25 protein-coding genes and 2 tRNA genes are annotated in these 13,596 nt (G+C 62.4%); 4 read left to right on the forward strand and 23 right to left on the reverse strand.

The features are described from left to right. Positions 1 to 24: 24 nt before the first annotated feature. Together QMO82_RS08645 and QMO82_RS08650 are read right to left on the reverse strand one after the other, a co-directional pair. Positions 25 to 162, reverse strand: a complete 138-nt coding sequence (locus QMO82_RS08645) for a hypothetical protein (protein ID WP_183606566.1) — start codon at positions 160 to 162, stop codon at positions 25 to 27. A gap of 64 nt (positions 163 to 226) precedes the next feature. Then, entirely contained in the window at positions 227 to 385 is a 159-nt protein-coding gene (locus QMO82_RS08650; protein WP_179874082.1) for a hypothetical protein, read from the reverse strand. 169 nt (positions 386 to 554) lie between these two features. Between QMO82_RS08650 and QMO82_RS08655 the strand changes: the two genes are divergently transcribed. After that, positions 555 to 1,331 carry a hypothetical protein gene (locus QMO82_RS08655; RefSeq protein ID WP_246718228.1) on the forward strand — a complete coding sequence of 259 codons (777 nt, stop codon included), beginning with the start codon at positions 555 to 557 and terminating at the stop codon, positions 1,329 to 1,331. 18 nt (positions 1,332 to 1,349) lie between these two features. Here QMO82_RS08655 and QMO82_RS08660 read toward each other — a convergent pair whose 3' ends face one another. Genes QMO82_RS08660 through QMO82_RS08670 form a run of 3 tightly spaced genes read right to left on the reverse strand, consistent with a single transcriptional unit; the run spans position 1,350 to position 3,130 of the window. Then, positions 1,350 to 2,042, reverse strand: coding sequence for an AprI/Inh family metalloprotease inhibitor (locus QMO82_RS08660; RefSeq protein WP_183606567.1), 693 nt, complete (start codon positions 2,040 to 2,042; stop codon positions 1,350 to 1,352). Between the two features lie 24 nt (positions 2,043 to 2,066). After that, positions 2,067 to 2,957, reverse strand: coding sequence for a 23S rRNA (guanosine(2251)-2'-O)-methyltransferase RlmB (gene rlmB, locus QMO82_RS08665; RefSeq protein ID WP_183606568.1), 891 nt, complete (start codon positions 2,955 to 2,957; stop codon positions 2,067 to 2,069). Beyond that, on the reverse strand, positions 2,954 to 3,130 hold the full coding sequence (locus QMO82_RS08670) for a hypothetical protein (protein ID WP_183606569.1): 177 nt from the start codon (positions 3,128 to 3,130) through the stop codon (positions 2,954 to 2,956). Before QMO82_RS08670 ends, rlmB begins: the two co-directional genes overlap by 4 nt. Positions 3,131 to 3,160: 30 nt before the next feature. Here QMO82_RS08670 and QMO82_RS08675 point away from each other — a divergent pair. The 3 genes from QMO82_RS08675 (at position 3,161) to QMO82_RS08685 (ending at position 4,846) form a co-directional block, all read left to right on the forward strand. Next, positions 3,161 to 3,245 (forward strand) — tRNA-Tyr (locus tag QMO82_RS08675). 24 nt (positions 3,246 to 3,269) lie between these two features. Then, a tRNA-Gly gene (locus QMO82_RS08680) sits at positions 3,270 to 3,343 on the forward strand. 135 nt (positions 3,344 to 3,478) lie between these two features. Further along, positions 3,479 to 4,846: a DUF6538 domain-containing protein gene (locus QMO82_RS08685; protein ID WP_283196561.1), complete on the forward strand. Its 1,368-nt coding sequence runs from the start codon at positions 3,479 to 3,481 to the stop codon at positions 4,844 to 4,846. A gap of 171 nt (positions 4,847 to 5,017) precedes the next feature. On the opposite strand, the gene QMO82_RS08690 is transcribed toward QMO82_RS08685, so the two are convergent. From QMO82_RS08690 to QMO82_RS08775, 18 genes are all read right to left on the reverse strand, one after another. Then, entirely contained in the window at positions 5,018 to 5,263 is a 246-nt protein-coding gene (locus QMO82_RS08690) for a hypothetical protein (protein ID WP_283196562.1), read from the reverse strand. Then, on the reverse strand, positions 5,256 to 5,438 hold the full coding sequence (locus QMO82_RS08695; protein WP_283196563.1) for a hypothetical protein: 183 nt from the start codon (positions 5,436 to 5,438) through the stop codon (positions 5,256 to 5,258). The genes QMO82_RS08690 and QMO82_RS08695 overlap by 8 nt, the downstream gene beginning before the upstream one ends. Before the next feature lie 2 nt (positions 5,439 to 5,440). Continuing rightward, on the reverse strand, positions 5,441 to 6,010 hold the full coding sequence (locus QMO82_RS08700) for a DUF1643 domain-containing protein (RefSeq protein WP_283196564.1): 570 nt from the start codon (positions 6,008 to 6,010) through the stop codon (positions 5,441 to 5,443). Next, a complete protein-coding gene (locus tag QMO82_RS08705) occupies positions 6,010 to 6,507 on the reverse strand; it encodes an ASCH domain-containing protein (RefSeq protein ID WP_283196565.1) in 498 nt (165 codons plus the stop codon). The genes QMO82_RS08700 and QMO82_RS08705 overlap by 1 nt, the downstream gene beginning before the upstream one ends. Then, positions 6,504 to 7,052 (reverse strand): hypothetical protein, encoded by a 549-nt coding sequence (locus tag QMO82_RS08710; protein ID WP_283196566.1) that lies wholly within the window; start codon positions 7,050 to 7,052, stop codon positions 6,504 to 6,506. The genes QMO82_RS08705 and QMO82_RS08710 overlap by 4 nt, the downstream gene beginning before the upstream one ends. Then, on the reverse strand, positions 7,045 to 7,476 hold the full coding sequence (locus QMO82_RS08715) for a hypothetical protein (protein WP_283196567.1): 432 nt from the start codon (positions 7,474 to 7,476) through the stop codon (positions 7,045 to 7,047). The genes QMO82_RS08710 and QMO82_RS08715 overlap by 8 nt, the downstream gene beginning before the upstream one ends. Beyond that, positions 7,473 to 8,159 (reverse strand): FAD-dependent thymidylate synthase, encoded by a 687-nt coding sequence (thyX, locus tag QMO82_RS08720; RefSeq protein ID WP_283196568.1) that lies wholly within the window; start codon positions 8,157 to 8,159, stop codon positions 7,473 to 7,475. Before thyX ends, QMO82_RS08715 begins: the two co-directional genes overlap by 4 nt. Next, complete coding sequence (locus QMO82_RS08725) at positions 8,156 to 8,389, reverse strand: DUF3310 domain-containing protein (RefSeq protein WP_283196569.1); 234 nt, start codon at positions 8,387 to 8,389, stop codon at positions 8,156 to 8,158. The genes thyX and QMO82_RS08725 overlap by 4 nt, the downstream gene beginning before the upstream one ends. A gap of 10 nt (positions 8,390 to 8,399) precedes the next feature. Next, on the reverse strand, positions 8,400 to 9,515 hold the full coding sequence (dnaN, locus tag QMO82_RS08730) for a DNA polymerase III subunit beta (protein WP_283196570.1): 1,116 nt from the start codon (positions 9,513 to 9,515) through the stop codon (positions 8,400 to 8,402). Then, the gene (locus tag QMO82_RS08735) at positions 9,502 to 10,008 is read right to left on the reverse strand and encodes a hypothetical protein (RefSeq protein WP_283196571.1); all 507 of its coding nucleotides are present in this window, start codon (positions 10,006 to 10,008) and stop codon (positions 9,502 to 9,504) included. Before QMO82_RS08735 ends, dnaN begins: the two co-directional genes overlap by 14 nt. A 16-nt stretch (positions 10,009 to 10,024) precedes the next feature. Beyond that, a complete protein-coding gene (locus tag QMO82_RS08740; RefSeq protein ID WP_283196572.1) occupies positions 10,025 to 10,942 on the reverse strand; it encodes a DUF2303 family protein in 918 nt (305 codons plus the stop codon). 30 nt (positions 10,943 to 10,972) lie between these two features. Then, positions 10,973 to 11,317, reverse strand: coding sequence for a hypothetical protein (locus QMO82_RS08745; protein WP_283196573.1), 345 nt, complete (start codon positions 11,315 to 11,317; stop codon positions 10,973 to 10,975). A 14-nt stretch (positions 11,318 to 11,331) separates the two neighbouring features. Next, on the reverse strand, positions 11,332 to 11,649 hold the full coding sequence (locus QMO82_RS08750; protein ID WP_283196574.1) for a hypothetical protein: 318 nt from the start codon (positions 11,647 to 11,649) through the stop codon (positions 11,332 to 11,334). A 6-nt stretch (positions 11,650 to 11,655) separates the two neighbouring features. Then, positions 11,656 to 12,156, reverse strand: a complete 501-nt coding sequence (gene ssb, locus QMO82_RS08755) for a single-stranded DNA-binding protein (protein WP_283196575.1) — start codon at positions 12,154 to 12,156, stop codon at positions 11,656 to 11,658. Further along, positions 12,156 to 12,788 (reverse strand): hypothetical protein, encoded by a 633-nt coding sequence (locus tag QMO82_RS08760; RefSeq protein WP_283196576.1) that lies wholly within the window; start codon positions 12,786 to 12,788, stop codon positions 12,156 to 12,158. Before QMO82_RS08760 ends, ssb begins: the two co-directional genes overlap by 1 nt. Beyond that, complete coding sequence (locus tag QMO82_RS08765; protein WP_283196577.1) at positions 12,785 to 13,093, reverse strand: hypothetical protein; 309 nt, start codon at positions 13,091 to 13,093, stop codon at positions 12,785 to 12,787. The genes QMO82_RS08760 and QMO82_RS08765 overlap by 4 nt, the downstream gene beginning before the upstream one ends. Further along, a complete protein-coding gene (locus QMO82_RS08770) occupies positions 13,093 to 13,302 on the reverse strand; it encodes a hypothetical protein (RefSeq protein ID WP_283196578.1) in 210 nt (69 codons plus the stop codon). The genes QMO82_RS08765 and QMO82_RS08770 overlap by 1 nt, the downstream gene beginning before the upstream one ends. A gap of 79 nt (positions 13,303 to 13,381) precedes the next feature. Next, positions 13,382 to 13,588 carry a hypothetical protein gene (locus QMO82_RS08775; protein ID WP_283196579.1) on the reverse strand — a complete coding sequence of 69 codons (207 nt, stop codon included), beginning with the start codon at positions 13,586 to 13,588 and terminating at the stop codon, positions 13,382 to 13,384. Positions 13,589 to 13,596: the final 8 nt, after the last annotated feature.

The raw sequence follows: 13,596 nt of genomic DNA on the forward strand, positions 1-13,596 counted from the left end.
GGCCCGGATCATCCGGGCCTTTTTTCAATGCGTGACGGGTTCGTTGACGCTTGCTTCGATCCTGTCGCCATTGCCGGTCTGTCCGGCGCCCGACGGCGACATCATCGCGATGCTGAGCACAGAGACGATCATGAAGGCGACGACGGCGATCATTATGCGCATAGGCGTTCAATCCTCGTTCGATTCCGGGATTAACGCGTGATTGCGGTCCGCGTTCCTGCCGGGGTTATTGCACTGGTCCCGGCTGCGCGGCGCCGGGCGCCGTCGGCGACAGGGGATCGGGCTGGTGGATGGGATGCGAGGTGTCCACCCAGATGATACTGAGAATAATCACGACGAAGACCGAGACAAAGAGGATACCGAAAATCAGCGGTCGAATGGCCATGATGGGGATGGTTCCTTCTTGCTTCTGACCGGTCGCTGCAACCGTTCATCGCCCGATCATAGTGTTCCGGAAGGTCTTTCCAAGGCAAAAGTGGATTTCTCCGGCATCGGGCAGGCGCTGCGGCGGCTTTGCCGGCACCGGTTTTCCCTCTGTCGCAAGGGATCGAACCATGCCAGAGATACCGAAGGATTCGGAGGCGGGAACTCTCATGAAGCGGACGATCACCACGTCGATTATCCTTGCGGCACTGATTTCCTGCGCCGGAGCGTCCGAAACACCAGCCCCTTTCGACAGGCCGGTGAAAGTGGATGTCGTCGCGCTGCCGAAGGACGAACTCAATCCCGATGCAAAGCCGAAGATCACCTGCAGCCGCTATCCCACCTTCATGGTCAAGGAGGTCGATCTCGGCGAGGTCGGCGCCGAAAGGCTGGCGCTGCTGGCCGCCGATGCGCCCTGTGAGCGCGCCGGCGACCGCGAGCGGGTGATCGACGACGATACTGCCGGTTACCTCATGGGCGTCAGCGGCGGCTTCGTCTTCTTCCGCGCGGCGGATGGATGGAACGGCGGGCTGCCCTTCGTCGTCTACGACGCGGCGACGGGCGAGCGGCTGCTGGATGATTCCTTCGAGGGCGATAATTTTACCGCGATCAGGAGCGGGAAGGGGGAGCTGACTCTCGATTTCCGCCGCGTCTACACCGCTTCGTGTTCGCTCTATCTCGATACTGCCTGCGCCAAGGCGATTGCGGCCGACATCGGCCTGTCACTGACGCAACTGCCGGATTGCGCCGCAGCCTACAAGGCGGAAATGAAGCGCAGCCCCGATCACGCCAGCGAAATCGAGAAACTGCCGAGCGTGATCGTCTACCCTGTCGAGGTTGCCTATGCGGCGGGCGAAACGACTCGCCGGTCCATGGATGGACGAACCACTTGCGGGACGCCCGACTGATCAGAAAAGACTCTGGGATTAGCGGCGCACCAGCGAAAGCGGTTTGCCGCCTTCCTCCTTCGACTTGTCGAAATTGCCGTCGGCGCGCATGGTAAAGCCAAGCGACGAACCGTCCTGACTCATCAGCGTCAGCCCGAAACCGTCGATATGCCAGACCGCGAGCTTCAGCTTAGCGACATTGGCGGCGCAGTCCCCCGAAAGTGACAGCGGCGCATTGCCCTGCGCATCGGCATGGCCATCGAGCGTCACGCCGCAGAGCCTTTCGCCGTCCGGCCTTTGCATCGTCCATGTTCCGGCCAGGCTGTCGAAGCTCGGCAGATGATCGACGCCATCGGGTGCTGATATCAGCAAAAGCGGCGTACCGTCTTGCGTCTTCATCGGCGAGCCCTCGTTCTCAATGAAACGGGCAAGCACCTTGCGCGTCGCATCGATCAGGATGACGCCGCCATTGCCGTCGAAATTCCAGGCATAGGCTTCGGCAAGCGAAGGCAGCGGCTTGCTGCAGGCGTCCTGGCCGGAGAGCGAATAGCCGCCGATCGTCTGATCGGTTTGCAGCGTCATCCGGCATCCGGCTTGGCCGTTTTCCGGGGCAATGAGATAGGTTCCGGCCTGCGCTTTGAGAATATCGGAATCGATATCCTGGCCGTATGCCAGTCCGCAGGTAAGCAACACCGCTGCCGAAGCCGTGAGTCGAGGGATGAGACGGATCATGACATTCCCTTTGCCGCAGCCAGCCTATGCCTTCAGGTGGAGCCGCGCCGCATACAGCGCGATCGCCGCCGCATTCGAGACGTTGAGCGATTTGATCGCGCCCGGCATATCGAGACGGGCAAGGGCGTTGACGGTTTCCCGCGTCTTCTGCCGCAGGCCCTTGCCCTCGGAACCGAGCACCAACGCCAGCTTCTCGCCGGAGAAGGTGCCTTCGAGCGGGGCCGGTCCTTCCGAATCGAGGCCGATGGTGGAGAAGCCGAGCTTATGCAATTCGCCGAGCGCATCGGCGAGATTGGTGACCTGTATATAAGGGATGAGTTCCAGTGCGCCGGAGGCGGATTTGGCGAGCACGCCGGATTCGGTCGGGCTATGTCTCTGAGTGGTGATGACGGCGCCGGCATTGAAGGCAACGGCCGAGCGCATGATCGCGCCGACATTGTGCGGATCGGTGACCTGATCGAGGACGAGCAGGAGAGGGCTGTCCTTCAGCGCTTCGAGCCGGCGGACCGGCAGCGGCCGCGTCTCCAGCATGACGCCCTGATGGATCGCCTCGGGGCCGAGCACCTTATCGATCTCCTGCGGCGAGACGATCTCGAAGGGAATACCGAGCGTTTCCAAGTCGACTTCGAGCCGTGCCAGCGCGTTCTGCGTCGTAAACAGCTTGATCTTCTTGCGCTCGGGATTGTCGAGGGCGGCGCGCACCGTATGCAGGCCGTAGAGATGCACCTGATCGGGCGCCAGCGCCGGCGGCTTCCAGTCCTCGCCCCCACGCCTGCGCTTCTGCGGCTGAGGTGTCGGAATCTCGCCGCGTTCGCGCTTGGCGTCACGGTGCGCGCGCCGCAGCGTGGCGTAATGCGTATCCTTGGCGGATGGGTCTGTCGCGGGCTTGCCGCCGGATTTCTTGTCTTTGCTCATGCGGCTTTATAGCCACGCGGCTCGCCGCCGCATAGGCTTTCTTTCATGTGCCGGCTTTCGGCGAAGAATGAAATTTTTCGTGTTTTTTCCGTTGTCATCGTGTTGACAGACTGAAATGCTCCGGTCATATACGCGGCGCAGACGACAGGCGGCAACGCTTCGAAGTCTGACAAACTTGGTCTTCTAGATCCGGACGAAAAACTGGAGAGATGCCCGAGTGGTTAAAGGGGACGGACTGTAAATCCGTTGGCTCAGCCTACGTTGGTTCAAATCCAACTCTCTCCACCATTCGTCATCGGATCGGACCATCCCGCGGGTATAGCTCAATGGTAGAGCAGCAGCCTTCCAAGCTGAATACGCGGGTTCGATTCCCGCTACCCGCTCCACATTCCCCGCCTTTTATTGCCTTTAACTAATTGATTTTGCTGCGTTTTATTCAAGGCTCTACGCGTGGTCTTGACATTTTTCGCCAATTCTGTGCCCCATTGTGTGCCCCAAACTGCGCCACAAGGGTTTTGCACATGCCGAAAGGCCCCCGGAAAAAGCCTAACCATGCCGATCGTTTCCTGACCCCGCGGGGTGGGATCTTCTATTACAAGCGCCGGGTGCCGGCGTCGGTGATGGGTCTCGACGAGCGGGGCGAACATGTCCGAATCTCTCTCGGGACCGATGACCGCGGCAAGGCGCGCGCCATGCGCGACATCTATGAAAAGGCGGATGACGATCTCTGGGCATCCCTGACGCTCGGCGAAGGCAGCGCGATCGAGCGATATCACAACACTGTGAAAACGGCGCAGGCGCTCGGCTTCAATTACCGGCCAGCGGCCGAGGTGGCGAACGAAAGCCTGGCGAACATTCTTGCGCGGATCGATGCGCTGAAAGAGCAAGCGCCTGTCCCGGTCATCGAGGCGGGGCTTGGCGGGGTCGAGCATCCTGAGGTCACGGTCACCGAAGCTTTCAGGATCTATTGCGACGAGATCGCGGCGCACGAGATCGCGACGAAGAGCAAAGGGCAGAAGGCGCGATGGTTGAGCGGCAAGCAGGGCGCCGTCGACAACTTCGTCGAGGTTGTCGGCGATCTGGTAATGACGGAGATCTCTCGCGCCGACGGCCACACCTATCACCAGTACTGGCGCAAGAGGATTGCGCCCGGGAAGGGCGAGGGGCCGGCAACGCACACGCCGTCTCATGGCAACCGCAGAATCGGAAACATGCGCGTGCTCTTCGATGCCTATTTCAAATATCTGGGCGAACCTGACCGGCCGAACCCTTTTGACGGGCTCTCCTACCGGGAGAAGAAGAGCAACAAGCGCAAGCGGCCGCCATTTCCGCCGGCGTGGATCACCGATACGATCCTGAAGGTCGGCGCGCTCGCCGGCCTCAATGACGAGGCGAGGGGCATCGCGCTTGTCGTCGCGCAGCTCGGCACCCGGCCGAGCGAGATCTGCAATCTTTCCCCCGAGTTCATCATTCTCGATCATGAGGTTCCTCACCTGAAGATCGAGCCGCGCGACGATCCCGAGGATCCTCGTGAGATCAAAACCGATTCGTCGATCCGCATCGTGCCGCTGATCGGCATGGCGCTGGATGTGATGCGGAAATTCCCTAATGGCTTCCCGCGTTACAAGGACAAGGAAAACAGCCTGTCGGCCGCATTGAATAAATACTTCAAGGAAAACGGCCTCTGCCCGACGGACAAGCATTCGATCTATTCGTTCCGCCACAGCTTCGAGGACCGGATGAAGAACACGCGCGTCGACGCCGAGCTGCGCAAGATCCTGATGGGCCATGCGCTCGATCGGCCGGAATATGGGGAGGGCGGCTCTCTCAGGCTGCGGCTGGAGGAGATTTCGAAGACGCTGCTGCCTTACGACCCTTCGATTGTTTGAGGCGGGCGCGGACGGCCGCCATCTTGCCGTCGACTTCGCGGCGCGCTTCAAGTTCCTTCTCGAGCCGTTCATAGATTGGCAGCAGGGTCGGGCCTCTGGCGCCGAGGCGGACCATGAATCCGGCCAGCTTATCCAGGGCCTTTTCGATTCGGTCGGCGCTGATGTGATCGCTCATCGAATACGACCCTCCGCCTCTATACACATCAGCTTCGCCGCCAGCAGCGAGCCAGAGCGGCACGGGGCGGCAGAGATGATGGAGCGGGCGTCCGCCCAGAAACGCGCGCCACAGACGAACCTCACGTCAGCGATAGGGAACAACGCGCCGGCAGGGGTTTCTTGCGTGGCCGCAAGATCGTCGCCGCAGACCGGGCAGCGGCGTTGGGATGTGACCTTGCTGATGAAGGCAGTCTCAGCCATGGGCGAGCCTCCAGGCGGATGCGGCGAGGCGATCGAGGTTCTGGATGATCTCCGCCATCGTCATCGTCGCCGGGTCCTTCGGCTGGACGTGGGCAAGGCGGCGCATGGCGAGGCGCATTGCTATTTCGTCCGCGAAAGGGTCGCGCTTCGTTTCGGCTTTGTTGGCGATCGGCACGGTCACTCTCCCGCCTGTGCCGATTTCCAGAGGATCGGCTGCTGGTCACGCGGGATGCGATGGGCGCCGCGGGCCATGGGATGTTTTGGATAGCCGTCCTTCGTCAGACCGAGGCAGACCAGGTCGACGAGGTGGTGGCGGGCGCGGGCGATCAGCCAGGCATCCAGATCCATGTGGCTTCCGTCTCGGCCCCAGGCGGCAAGCATCGGCCTGTTGGTGTGGCGGGCAAGAATGAAGGCGCCGTCGATATAGCCGGTATTCTCGGCGCTGATCGGCGCAGCATGGGCCATCATCTCCTTCGGGGAAGAGGAGCGGAAGTCGAAGAGGTTGACGATCAGGATGCCGCCGTAGCCCCAGAGCTTGGCAAAATGGATCAGCGCCAGCACGGTCTGGTCGTTCTTGCGATGATCGGCCCTTGAGGGGTTGAGCATGCAGACGGTGAGGATGGGGAGGGCAGTATCCCATATGCGGCGCAGCTCGGGCCGATAGAGCGGTTCCGGCTCGCCGGAGAGGGCGGCGGACATGAACATGGCGGCCGGCTTGGCATCGGCCGGGAAAAGATCGGTCTGCATCAGAACAGGCTCCCTTGACGACCGGCCGGCGCAGTTTTTGCTGCCGGCGATATTCCCGCCAGGCGTGGGCGCCATTCGAAGAGACCGAGGGCGCCTTTCAGAGGAATCGGTTCGGCGAGGATCTGCTGATCCTCGAGGACGAAGCCGTATTTCCCGAAGAACCATGGGCTCGAATGGCGCTGCGTAGCGTCAACGATACGAGCAACACCGATGATGGCGCCGAAGGTCATATCCTGCTCGACGAGATCGTGCGCCGGATGGTTCGGCTGCAGATCCGGGTGATCGGTGATGACACCCGCGAAGTCCTGCCAGTCTTCCGCAATGTTGCGGGCGTTATAGGCGCTGGCGTGGATGCAGATCAGTCCGCGGTGGCGCGTGTTCCACTTGCGGTTTTCAATGTCCTTCCAGCCGTTGACGATCGCGTGGGCCCAGGGCTGGCGGGTTGAGAGGGCGAGGTCCGGAAGCGTGCTGATATCGCCGGTGTAGATCGTCGTCATCGGTCGGCCTCCCCCTGCGATGGCGATGCGGGTTCGCAAGGCGCATGCTTGCCGCCGCCGAAGACGTATTCGCGCCACGGCGTCCAGCACCATTTACCGTCACGGTTACGGAGGAAACCCCACTTGCGGCCGGAGCGGCCGCGCCAGACGATCGTGACGATTTTGCGGCCCTCCTGAGGAACTGGTTCATCATAGAAGTGCCAGCCAGAAAACCGGCCAATGACGCGGTGGCAATGGGTTGCCGGCCTGTAGGTAAGACGGAAGGCCCGGACTACCTGACGGTTGAGCCAGTAGCGTTCCGGCGGCAGAAGCATCGCTTCAAGCGGGGCCACGCCTTTCATGTCCGGCGTCGCAATCTCTTCAACGTAGCTGGTCAGCGGGAACGTCCAGAAGTCCCATGGATGATCATGGGGATCTGGATCATTGTCGCCGCGGTGAAAGATGTGCAGACGCAGCCGGCCAATCCATCCACGCGTGAGGTATGGTGTGGTGTGTTCACCATCGACGCCGTAGATCGTCTGCCAGCCGAAGAGCCGTTCACCCATTGTCCGAGGCCTCCGCTGCCGGACGGGCCGACGCGTCGTCGATCCACCCGTTGCCCGGCAATGGTGATCGGTGCGGCTTCGTTTCCTGCTTCCTGCGGATCTTGGCGATGATGTCGGGCTGATTGACGCGAAAGAGTTCGTTCTCGCCATCGATCCTCATATCGAGCCCGGCCGGCTCACAGAGCGCGGCAAGGGTCAGCATCACGCCGCCGACTTCCTGTCCGGGGACGCCGGCCGGCCTGTCGAAGACATAGTCGACGAGCTGGTGCGCCTCCTCGCGGGTGCAGCCGATCGACTGGGTCAGTTCCAACGCCTCCTCGAGGAATCTGTGAGACCGTTCGGGAATATCGGCTGTGACTTCGGCGCCGAAGCAGACGAGCATCCACTTGTGCACGCGCATCTGAAAGCTGAGAGCGACGCTCATCGGCCTGCCTCCCATGCCTCGATGCAGACCGGCACTACAGACTTGGCGAGTTCGGCCATCGCCTCGGCATAGACGCGGATCTCGTATTGCGCATGCGAGTGCATCCGAAGGTCGAGGAAGTGTAGCAGGTTGCGCAGGTCGACCTTGGCGAACATGTGGCTGTAGGTGTTGACCGGCAGCACCGATCGGGCCAGCTCGCGCGGCCAATCGTTTTCCAGCAGGTGCCGGTATAGGTCGAAGGCGGCCTCGCATTGCTTGCGCATCAGCAGCACCTCGATCGACCGGTCGGAAATCTGTTCATCGTTGCCAAGGTCGACCGTGCGGCCCTGCTTGTTGGCCTTCGACTGCGCGCCGACCTTTTCGGGGTCGGGGATGTAGAAGGTTTCGGGAAGCTCGCGGTACCGGGCGGAGAGTTCGTTGAAGGACCAGGTGCGGTGGCGGTGCCACTGCCGGAACACGAAGATCGGCGCGAAGACTTCGAACTGGAATTCGACGGCTTCGAAAGGGCTGGTGTGGCGGTCGCGCCAGAGGCGGTTGATCAGCCTCTTGTCCGATCCTTCGTCTTCGCCGGCGCGCCAGGCGGCGTCATAGGAGACGCGGGCGGCGCGCGAGACAGCAAGGTCGCTGCCCATGCTGTCGACCAGGCGCACAAATCCATGGTCGAGAACGTCGATCTTTGTCATGCCGGGTTCCTCTTCAAGAAATCGCTGAGATAGGCGGCGTACCAGGCTGCCTTGTCGTAATCCTCGCCACCGGCCTTCAGCCGGGCGCGGGCCTGATACTTGATGATGTTGAACTTAAGCGCGCCGATGAACTCTTCGCGGGTCAGCCAGTTCTCCAGAACCTTGATGACCTCGTAGGGGTTTTCGGCGCCGCCGTAATGGGATGGATGGTTTACCGCTTCAACGCTCATCGTCGTCTCCTCACACACGCATCGGCATCAGCACGATGAGATTTTCGGGATTGGCGGTGGCGGCGCGCAGGACGGCGGGTGCTCCGACTTCGGTGAGCGAGATGGTGATCTTGTCGCCGGAGAGATGGGCGAGGGCGTCGCCGACATAGCGGGCGTTGAAGCCGATCTTCAGGTCGGCCTCGCCTTCGAAGGCGAGCTCGTCCTCGGCGTCGCCGGCGTCGGGGTTGCTGACCCGCAGGCGCAGCTGCTGGTCGGCGAAGGTGAATTCGACGGCGCGGCCGCGCTCGCCGGAGACGGTCGCGACGCGATCGACGGCTTCGCCGAAAGGCTTCGACTGCAAGGTGCAGACCATGTGGCAATCGGAAGGGATGACGCGCTGGTAATCGGGGAAGGTGCCGTCGATCAGCTTTGTCGTGAGGATTGCCGAGCCGCCGACGAAACGCACGGCATTGTCCGTGACCATCAGGTCGATGTCGCCAGAGTCCGGCAGGATCTTCGGCAGCACGCGCACGGCGGCGCGGGGGATGATGACGCCGGGGAAGGTGCCGGAGATTTCCGCCTGCGTCAGACGCTTCACCAGGCGGTGACCATCGGTGGCGACGAAGGTCGCGTCCTCGCTGCCGGCGACCTGGTGGAAGAAGATACCGTTCAGATAATAGCGCGTCTCCTCGGTCGACATGGCATGGCTGCAATCGCCGATCGCGCGGGAAAGTTCATCGGCCGGGATGGTGACGCGGACGGGATTGGCGAGGGCCGCCATTTCCGGGAAGTCGGTTGCCGGCAGCACCTGCAGGCTGAATTTCGAGCGGCCGGATTTCAGGAAGATGCTGGAAAGCTTCGCGTCCTTGCCTCGCTCGATCGAGGCCTCGGCGCCATCGGGCAGTTTGCGGACGATATCGGAAAGCAGGCCGGCCGGGACGGTGAAGGGCTGGAACTCGGGGTCGATCGAGACCGGCTTGAAATAGGTCTTGGCTTCGATGTCGAGATTTGTGACGCGGGCGATCATCCGATCTTCCTCGCGATCGATCAGCACGTTCTGCAGAATCGGGATGGTGGTGCGCTTCTCGACGATGCTGCCGGCAAGGGCGAGCGCGGAAAGCAGGGCGGATTTCTCAGCCTTGAACATTTGATGTCTCCGGGGAGGTGGCCGGGATCAGGCTTTTGCCGTCCGGACTGATGGTGAATTTCACGACATCGCTCCAGTGGGCGGTGTCGATCTCGACGTCATGGCCGTCTGGTTCGTCGGCGCTGATGCAGAAGCTGGCATAATCCTGGGCGAAGGCCTCGATCGTGTCGGCCCAGATTTCGCTGTCGCCAAGATCCCAGAACGCGTTGGCGTCTGGCGCCAGCGTGGCTGCCGGCCCCTGATCGCCATCGAACAGGTCGCTGGTGTGCGGGCAGCGGAGCGTTGTCGCGATCAATCCGGACGGCAATATGCAGATGGTGACAATGCCGCGCGCCTCGACCCACTTGAACGAGACATCGTCCCCGGGCCGGAACATCTGCGACCGCGTCTTGCCGTCGGCGCCGGTTAAAAATGGAAGCCATGCCTCGGCGCTCGCCCTTCCTGTCGGGATCGTCTCATCGATCAGGAATGTTGGGTACCAGAGGCGAGGCATGGCGATGCTCATGGTCTCAGGCCTGCATCTCGGGCGCGCCCTGGAAGAAGGGCAGGCCGGTGTCGGCGCCGGCGCGTTCCATGTCGCGCACCACCTGCTCGGTGATGTGGACGTCGGGCCGGTAGAGCTGGCATATCCAGAAGAGCTTGCCGCTCGACAGGCGGTAGCGCAGGCGGACGGGGATGCGGGTCGGCTCGCCGCGGAAGAAGGGCGGGACTGAGACGATGAACATGCCGGGCACGTCGAGCTTGTTGCCGTTGACGTCCTTGTGCTCTTCCTCGAAATTGATCTGCGCGGCGCCCGACTGGAGCGACACGACGTTCTTCACCTTCATCTCGGAGGCGACCTGCAGGCCGCGCGAAAGCGCAACGAGCTCGTTCGGGAAGGCGACGCGGAAGGAGAATTTGTGGCGCCAGTCCTCCTCTTCCATCGTGTCGGGCGAGGCGAGATCAGCTATGTGATCCTCGATGAATTCGGCGAACTTCATCTGCTCGAGCGCCTGGCCGTTGATAGCGATCCATGCCTTCCAGCTGTCCGACAGCGGGAACTCATAATGGATGCGGTGCTTGCCGTTGTTGGCCGCGCCGCCATTGGTTTTGTCGTGATAGTCGATGACAGCGGTCAGCGACGGCTTCTTCCAATCCGTATCGGCGAAGATGACGGAATGCTCGGTCTCGTGGCGCTTGACCAGGTCGATGAAGCTTTCGAGCGTCAGAACCTTGGCGGTACCGGACTTGCGCAGCGGCGTCAGCCGCCATTCGTCGATGAGGCTCTTGACGCTGCGCGCCACGCCTTCATCAGGATCGAGGACGAACGGCACCTCGCGCGGCAGGCCGGGAACGTCGGCCGGGGTGGTTAGATAGTCGATGATGACGCCGTTTTTCTTCGCGAGCGCGGCGACTGCGTTGACGGCGGTTTCGGATAGTTGATCCATCGGGATGCCCTTCAGGTTTGAGGAGGTGGCTTACTGGCGGGTACGGTCGATCTCGCGAGGACCGGGGAACATGTCGTGCTGCTGGGGATGCTCGGTCGAAAGCCTGCCGCCCTCGATGACCCAGTAGACGCTTGATTTGCGCGGCAGCTTCGGCAGCTTCGGCGGAGGGATCTCGGCATTGATCTCGACCATGCCGCTCTTGACCGAGAGGTTGAGCACCAGGGAGACCTGTCCCTTGTAGGTGACATTCGGCCGGTCGTTGGAAAGCTCGAGCAGCTTTTCCAGGACTGCCGTCATCTTTGTCGTCATTTCCTGGTTGAGTTCGCCCTGCTCGAGCATGCCGAGGAGGGTTTGCGCGTCGCGAATGATCTGCATCAGAAGTGCCCTTTTTAGAGAAAGCCGATTGGGTAGGAGGGTGAGAGACCGATCGCGCGGAAGCCGTCGGCAATGGTCGCTTCTGTTCTGGCGTAGCCATCGTCCCGATCTGGAGAGGAAGGACGGCTGCGATAGGCGATCTTGTGCCTGGCGAGAGATTCCTGCAGGCGTGCTTTCTCGGACCGAGGAGCGAGGCAGACGTAGAGACAGCCGTCGATCGTGGTTGAATAAAGCCTTCTCGATCGGTGGATCGCGATCGCCTCGGATCGATCGCCGACGATGACAAGATCGCCGGTCGAAATCAGAACTTCCAATGTATGGCTGTCGCTCATCGCCGTTCATCTCCACTCGGGCGCAAAGGGAATGTCGTCGTCGAGATCACGGCTGAAGCTGCCGGCCGGCGCGCCGCCGCCGTAGCTTGTGTCGCTGCGGCCGGAAGGGCGGCCGTAATCTTCGTTGCCATCAGGCGCCGGCGGGCGGCCGCTGCCCGTGCGATCGAGCATCAGCAGCTTGCTGTCGAAGCTGGAAAGCACGATCTCGGTGGAGTAGCGGTCCTGGCCCTGCTGGTCCTGCCATTTGCGGGTCTTGATCGCGCCTTCGACCAGCACCTTGGCGCCCTTCTTGAGGTACTTCTCGGCGACGTCGCAAAGACCTTCGTTGAAGACGATGATGCGGTGCCACTCGGTCGCTTCCCTGCGTTCGCCGCTGTGCTTGTCTCGCCAGGTCTCCGACGTGGCGAGGTTGAAACTGACGATCGGATTGCCCGACTGGGTGCGGCGGGTTTCCGGATCGGCGCCGAGATGGCCGATCAGGGTGGCGCGGTTCATCGAGCCTGCCATCAGACCCTCCCGATATCGGTGCGGCCGGTGGCGCGCTGCAGAAACATGATGAATTCGACCTCGGCCTTGCTGGCCGGCCATGGATGCAGCGAGCCGATCGTCAACGGCGCCGGCACGTTCGGGAAGTCGACGGCTGCGCGCTCGCCGAACAGCGTAATCGCCTCGGCCCGCGTCATGCGCACGTCCATGCGCTGCAGCGCGTCTCGCGTCGCCTTCGTCCAGGCATCGGGCGTCTGCATGCCGGCGGCCTGGTAGATCGCCAGATCCCACGCCGACTTGATCTGGCGGGTGATGTGGTCGAGGTCGGTTCCCGACTTGATGTGGAGCAGATGCTCGGCCGGGCTGGAGCGGCCGCCGAGGAATAGCTGATGCCCGTCGCGCAGCAGGAAGAGGCCGGCAAGCCGCATGTCGTTCGTCTCGCGGACGATCGCCTGCGCGCCCTGAACGGCATGCTGGGCGGCCGAGAGCGCATGCGGGCCTTCATGCCGGCCGTCGAAGCGCGCCTGCTTGGCGAGCGTCGACGCCATCAGGCGGAAATCGACCGCATCGGGATCGATGAGGCCGATATCGATCCGACGGCCGCGGCCGATATTGGCGAAGATCGGATCCTTGGTGAGGCGCACCGCCATCATGCCGCCTGCTCCCATTTGCGCCCGGCGAGGCGCGCCGCGAGATAGGGACGCCATTGCGGCCAGCGCTCGTCGATCGTCTGCCAGTCGCCGGAGAGCCAGGTCGACAGGAACTCGACCGAGGCAACAAGATCGTTCGTCGCGGGCTCGGCGACGTCAGTGATGAAATCGACTGCGATCCGCATGCCCATGCGCAACTCGGCCTCGCGGTCATAGATCGCATAGGCGCGCAGACGCTGGCTGGTGAGCCAGACGACCATGAAGAAGCCGGCAAGTCCCCAGCCGGTGATGGTGGCGAGCTCGACCATCAGACGCGCTCCGCCCAGGCGATCTGCTGATCGACATGCGAGAGGTGATAATAGATCGTAACGCCGGCGCCGATCAGCGACAGGATCGCCATCGCCCAGGCGAGGCAGCAGATGAGCGCGATCAGCCAGTAGGGCGGGTGCGGACGCAGATCGACCGATATGACGGGCGGCGCCTCAACGCGCGCGCCGAATGGCGTAAAATGATCCATGGGAAAGCCCTCGCTGGTCGGTTTGGAAATGGTCGCGCCCGAGGGGTGACGGACGGACCATTCCGAAACCGGTCGACGATCAGGCGACGCGGCGCGTCGAAAGACGGTCGGCGAGGTTCTTGGCTTCGAGCTGGTAGCGGGAGATCTGGCGAGCGCTGAAACCCTCGGCACGCAGATCGTCATAGGTGCAGCTCGGGTGGGCGCGCATGAAGGACGCCATTTCGGCGGCGATGTCGCGACCGATGGCAGAGCGAGGCTGTTCGATGATTGGCAAATGGGTTTGCATTGGCAGGC

This window comes from Rhizobium sp. BT04, assembly GCF_030053135.1.
Lineage (GTDB): Bacteria > Pseudomonadota > Alphaproteobacteria > Rhizobiales > Rhizobiaceae > Rhizobium > Rhizobium binxianense.

What these genes read in the sequence shown, in the direction of transcription:
- QMO82_RS08645 (WP_183606566.1), bottom strand. Translation starts at nt 162, where the DNA reads ATGCGCATAATGATCGCCGTCGTCGCCTTCATGATCGTCTCTGTGCTC.
- QMO82_RS08650 (WP_179874082.1), bottom strand. Translation starts at nt 385, where the DNA reads ATGGCCATTCGACCGCTGATTTTCGGTATCCTCTTTGTCTCGGTCTTC.
- QMO82_RS08655 (WP_246718228.1), top strand. Translation starts at nt 555, where the DNA reads ATGCCAGAGATACCGAAGGATTCGGAGGCGGGAACTCTCATGAAGCGG.
- QMO82_RS08660 (WP_183606567.1), bottom strand. Translation starts at nt 2,042, where the DNA reads ATGATCCGTCTCATCCCTCGACTCACGGCTTCGGCAGCGGTGTTGCTT.
- rlmB (WP_183606568.1), bottom strand. Translation starts at nt 2,957, where the DNA reads ATGAGCAAAGACAAGAAATCCGGCGGCAAGCCCGCGACAGACCCATCC.
- QMO82_RS08685 (WP_283196561.1), top strand. Translation starts at nt 3,479, where the DNA reads ATGCCGAAAGGCCCCCGGAAAAAGCCTAACCATGCCGATCGTTTCCTG.
- QMO82_RS08690 (WP_283196562.1), bottom strand. Translation starts at nt 5,263, where the DNA reads ATGGCTGAGACTGCCTTCATCAGCAAGGTCACATCCCAACGCCGCTGC.
- QMO82_RS08700 (WP_283196564.1), bottom strand. Translation starts at nt 6,010, where the DNA reads ATGCAGACCGATCTTTTCCCGGCCGATGCCAAGCCGGCCGCCATGTTC.
- QMO82_RS08705 (WP_283196565.1), bottom strand. Translation starts at nt 6,507, where the DNA reads ATGACGACGATCTACACCGGCGATATCAGCACGCTTCCGGACCTCGCC.
- QMO82_RS08710 (WP_283196566.1), bottom strand. Translation starts at nt 7,052, where the DNA reads ATGGGTGAACGGCTCTTCGGCTGGCAGACGATCTACGGCGTCGATGGT.
- QMO82_RS08715 (WP_283196567.1), bottom strand. Translation starts at nt 7,476, where the DNA reads ATGAGCGTCGCTCTCAGCTTTCAGATGCGCGTGCACAAGTGGATGCTC.
- thyX (WP_283196568.1), bottom strand. Translation starts at nt 8,159, where the DNA reads ATGACAAAGATCGACGTTCTCGACCATGGATTTGTGCGCCTGGTCGAC.
- QMO82_RS08725 (WP_283196569.1), bottom strand. Translation starts at nt 8,389, where the DNA reads ATGAGCGTTGAAGCGGTAAACCATCCATCCCATTACGGCGGCGCCGAA.
- dnaN (WP_283196570.1), bottom strand. Translation starts at nt 9,515, where the DNA reads ATGTTCAAGGCTGAGAAATCCGCCCTGCTTTCCGCGCTCGCCCTTGCC.
- QMO82_RS08735 (WP_283196571.1), bottom strand. Translation starts at nt 10,008, where the DNA reads ATGCCTCGCCTCTGGTACCCAACATTCCTGATCGATGAGACGATCCCG.
- QMO82_RS08740 (WP_283196572.1), bottom strand. Translation starts at nt 10,942, where the DNA reads ATGGATCAACTATCCGAAACCGCCGTCAACGCAGTCGCCGCGCTCGCG.
- QMO82_RS08745 (WP_283196573.1), bottom strand. Translation starts at nt 11,317, where the DNA reads ATGCAGATCATTCGCGACGCGCAAACCCTCCTCGGCATGCTCGAGCAG.
- QMO82_RS08750 (WP_283196574.1), bottom strand. Translation starts at nt 11,649, where the DNA reads ATGAGCGACAGCCATACATTGGAAGTTCTGATTTCGACCGGCGATCTT.
- ssb (WP_283196575.1), bottom strand. Translation starts at nt 12,156, where the DNA reads ATGGCAGGCTCGATGAACCGCGCCACCCTGATCGGCCATCTCGGCGCC.
- QMO82_RS08760 (WP_283196576.1), bottom strand. Translation starts at nt 12,788, where the DNA reads ATGATGGCGGTGCGCCTCACCAAGGATCCGATCTTCGCCAATATCGGC.
- QMO82_RS08765 (WP_283196577.1), bottom strand. Translation starts at nt 13,093, where the DNA reads ATGGTCGAGCTCGCCACCATCACCGGCTGGGGACTTGCCGGCTTCTTC.
- QMO82_RS08770 (WP_283196578.1), bottom strand. Translation starts at nt 13,302, where the DNA reads ATGGATCATTTTACGCCATTCGGCGCGCGCGTTGAGGCGCCGCCCGTC.
- QMO82_RS08775 (WP_283196579.1), bottom strand. Translation starts at nt 13,588, where the DNA reads ATGCAAACCCATTTGCCAATCATCGAACAGCCTCGCTCTGCCATCGGT.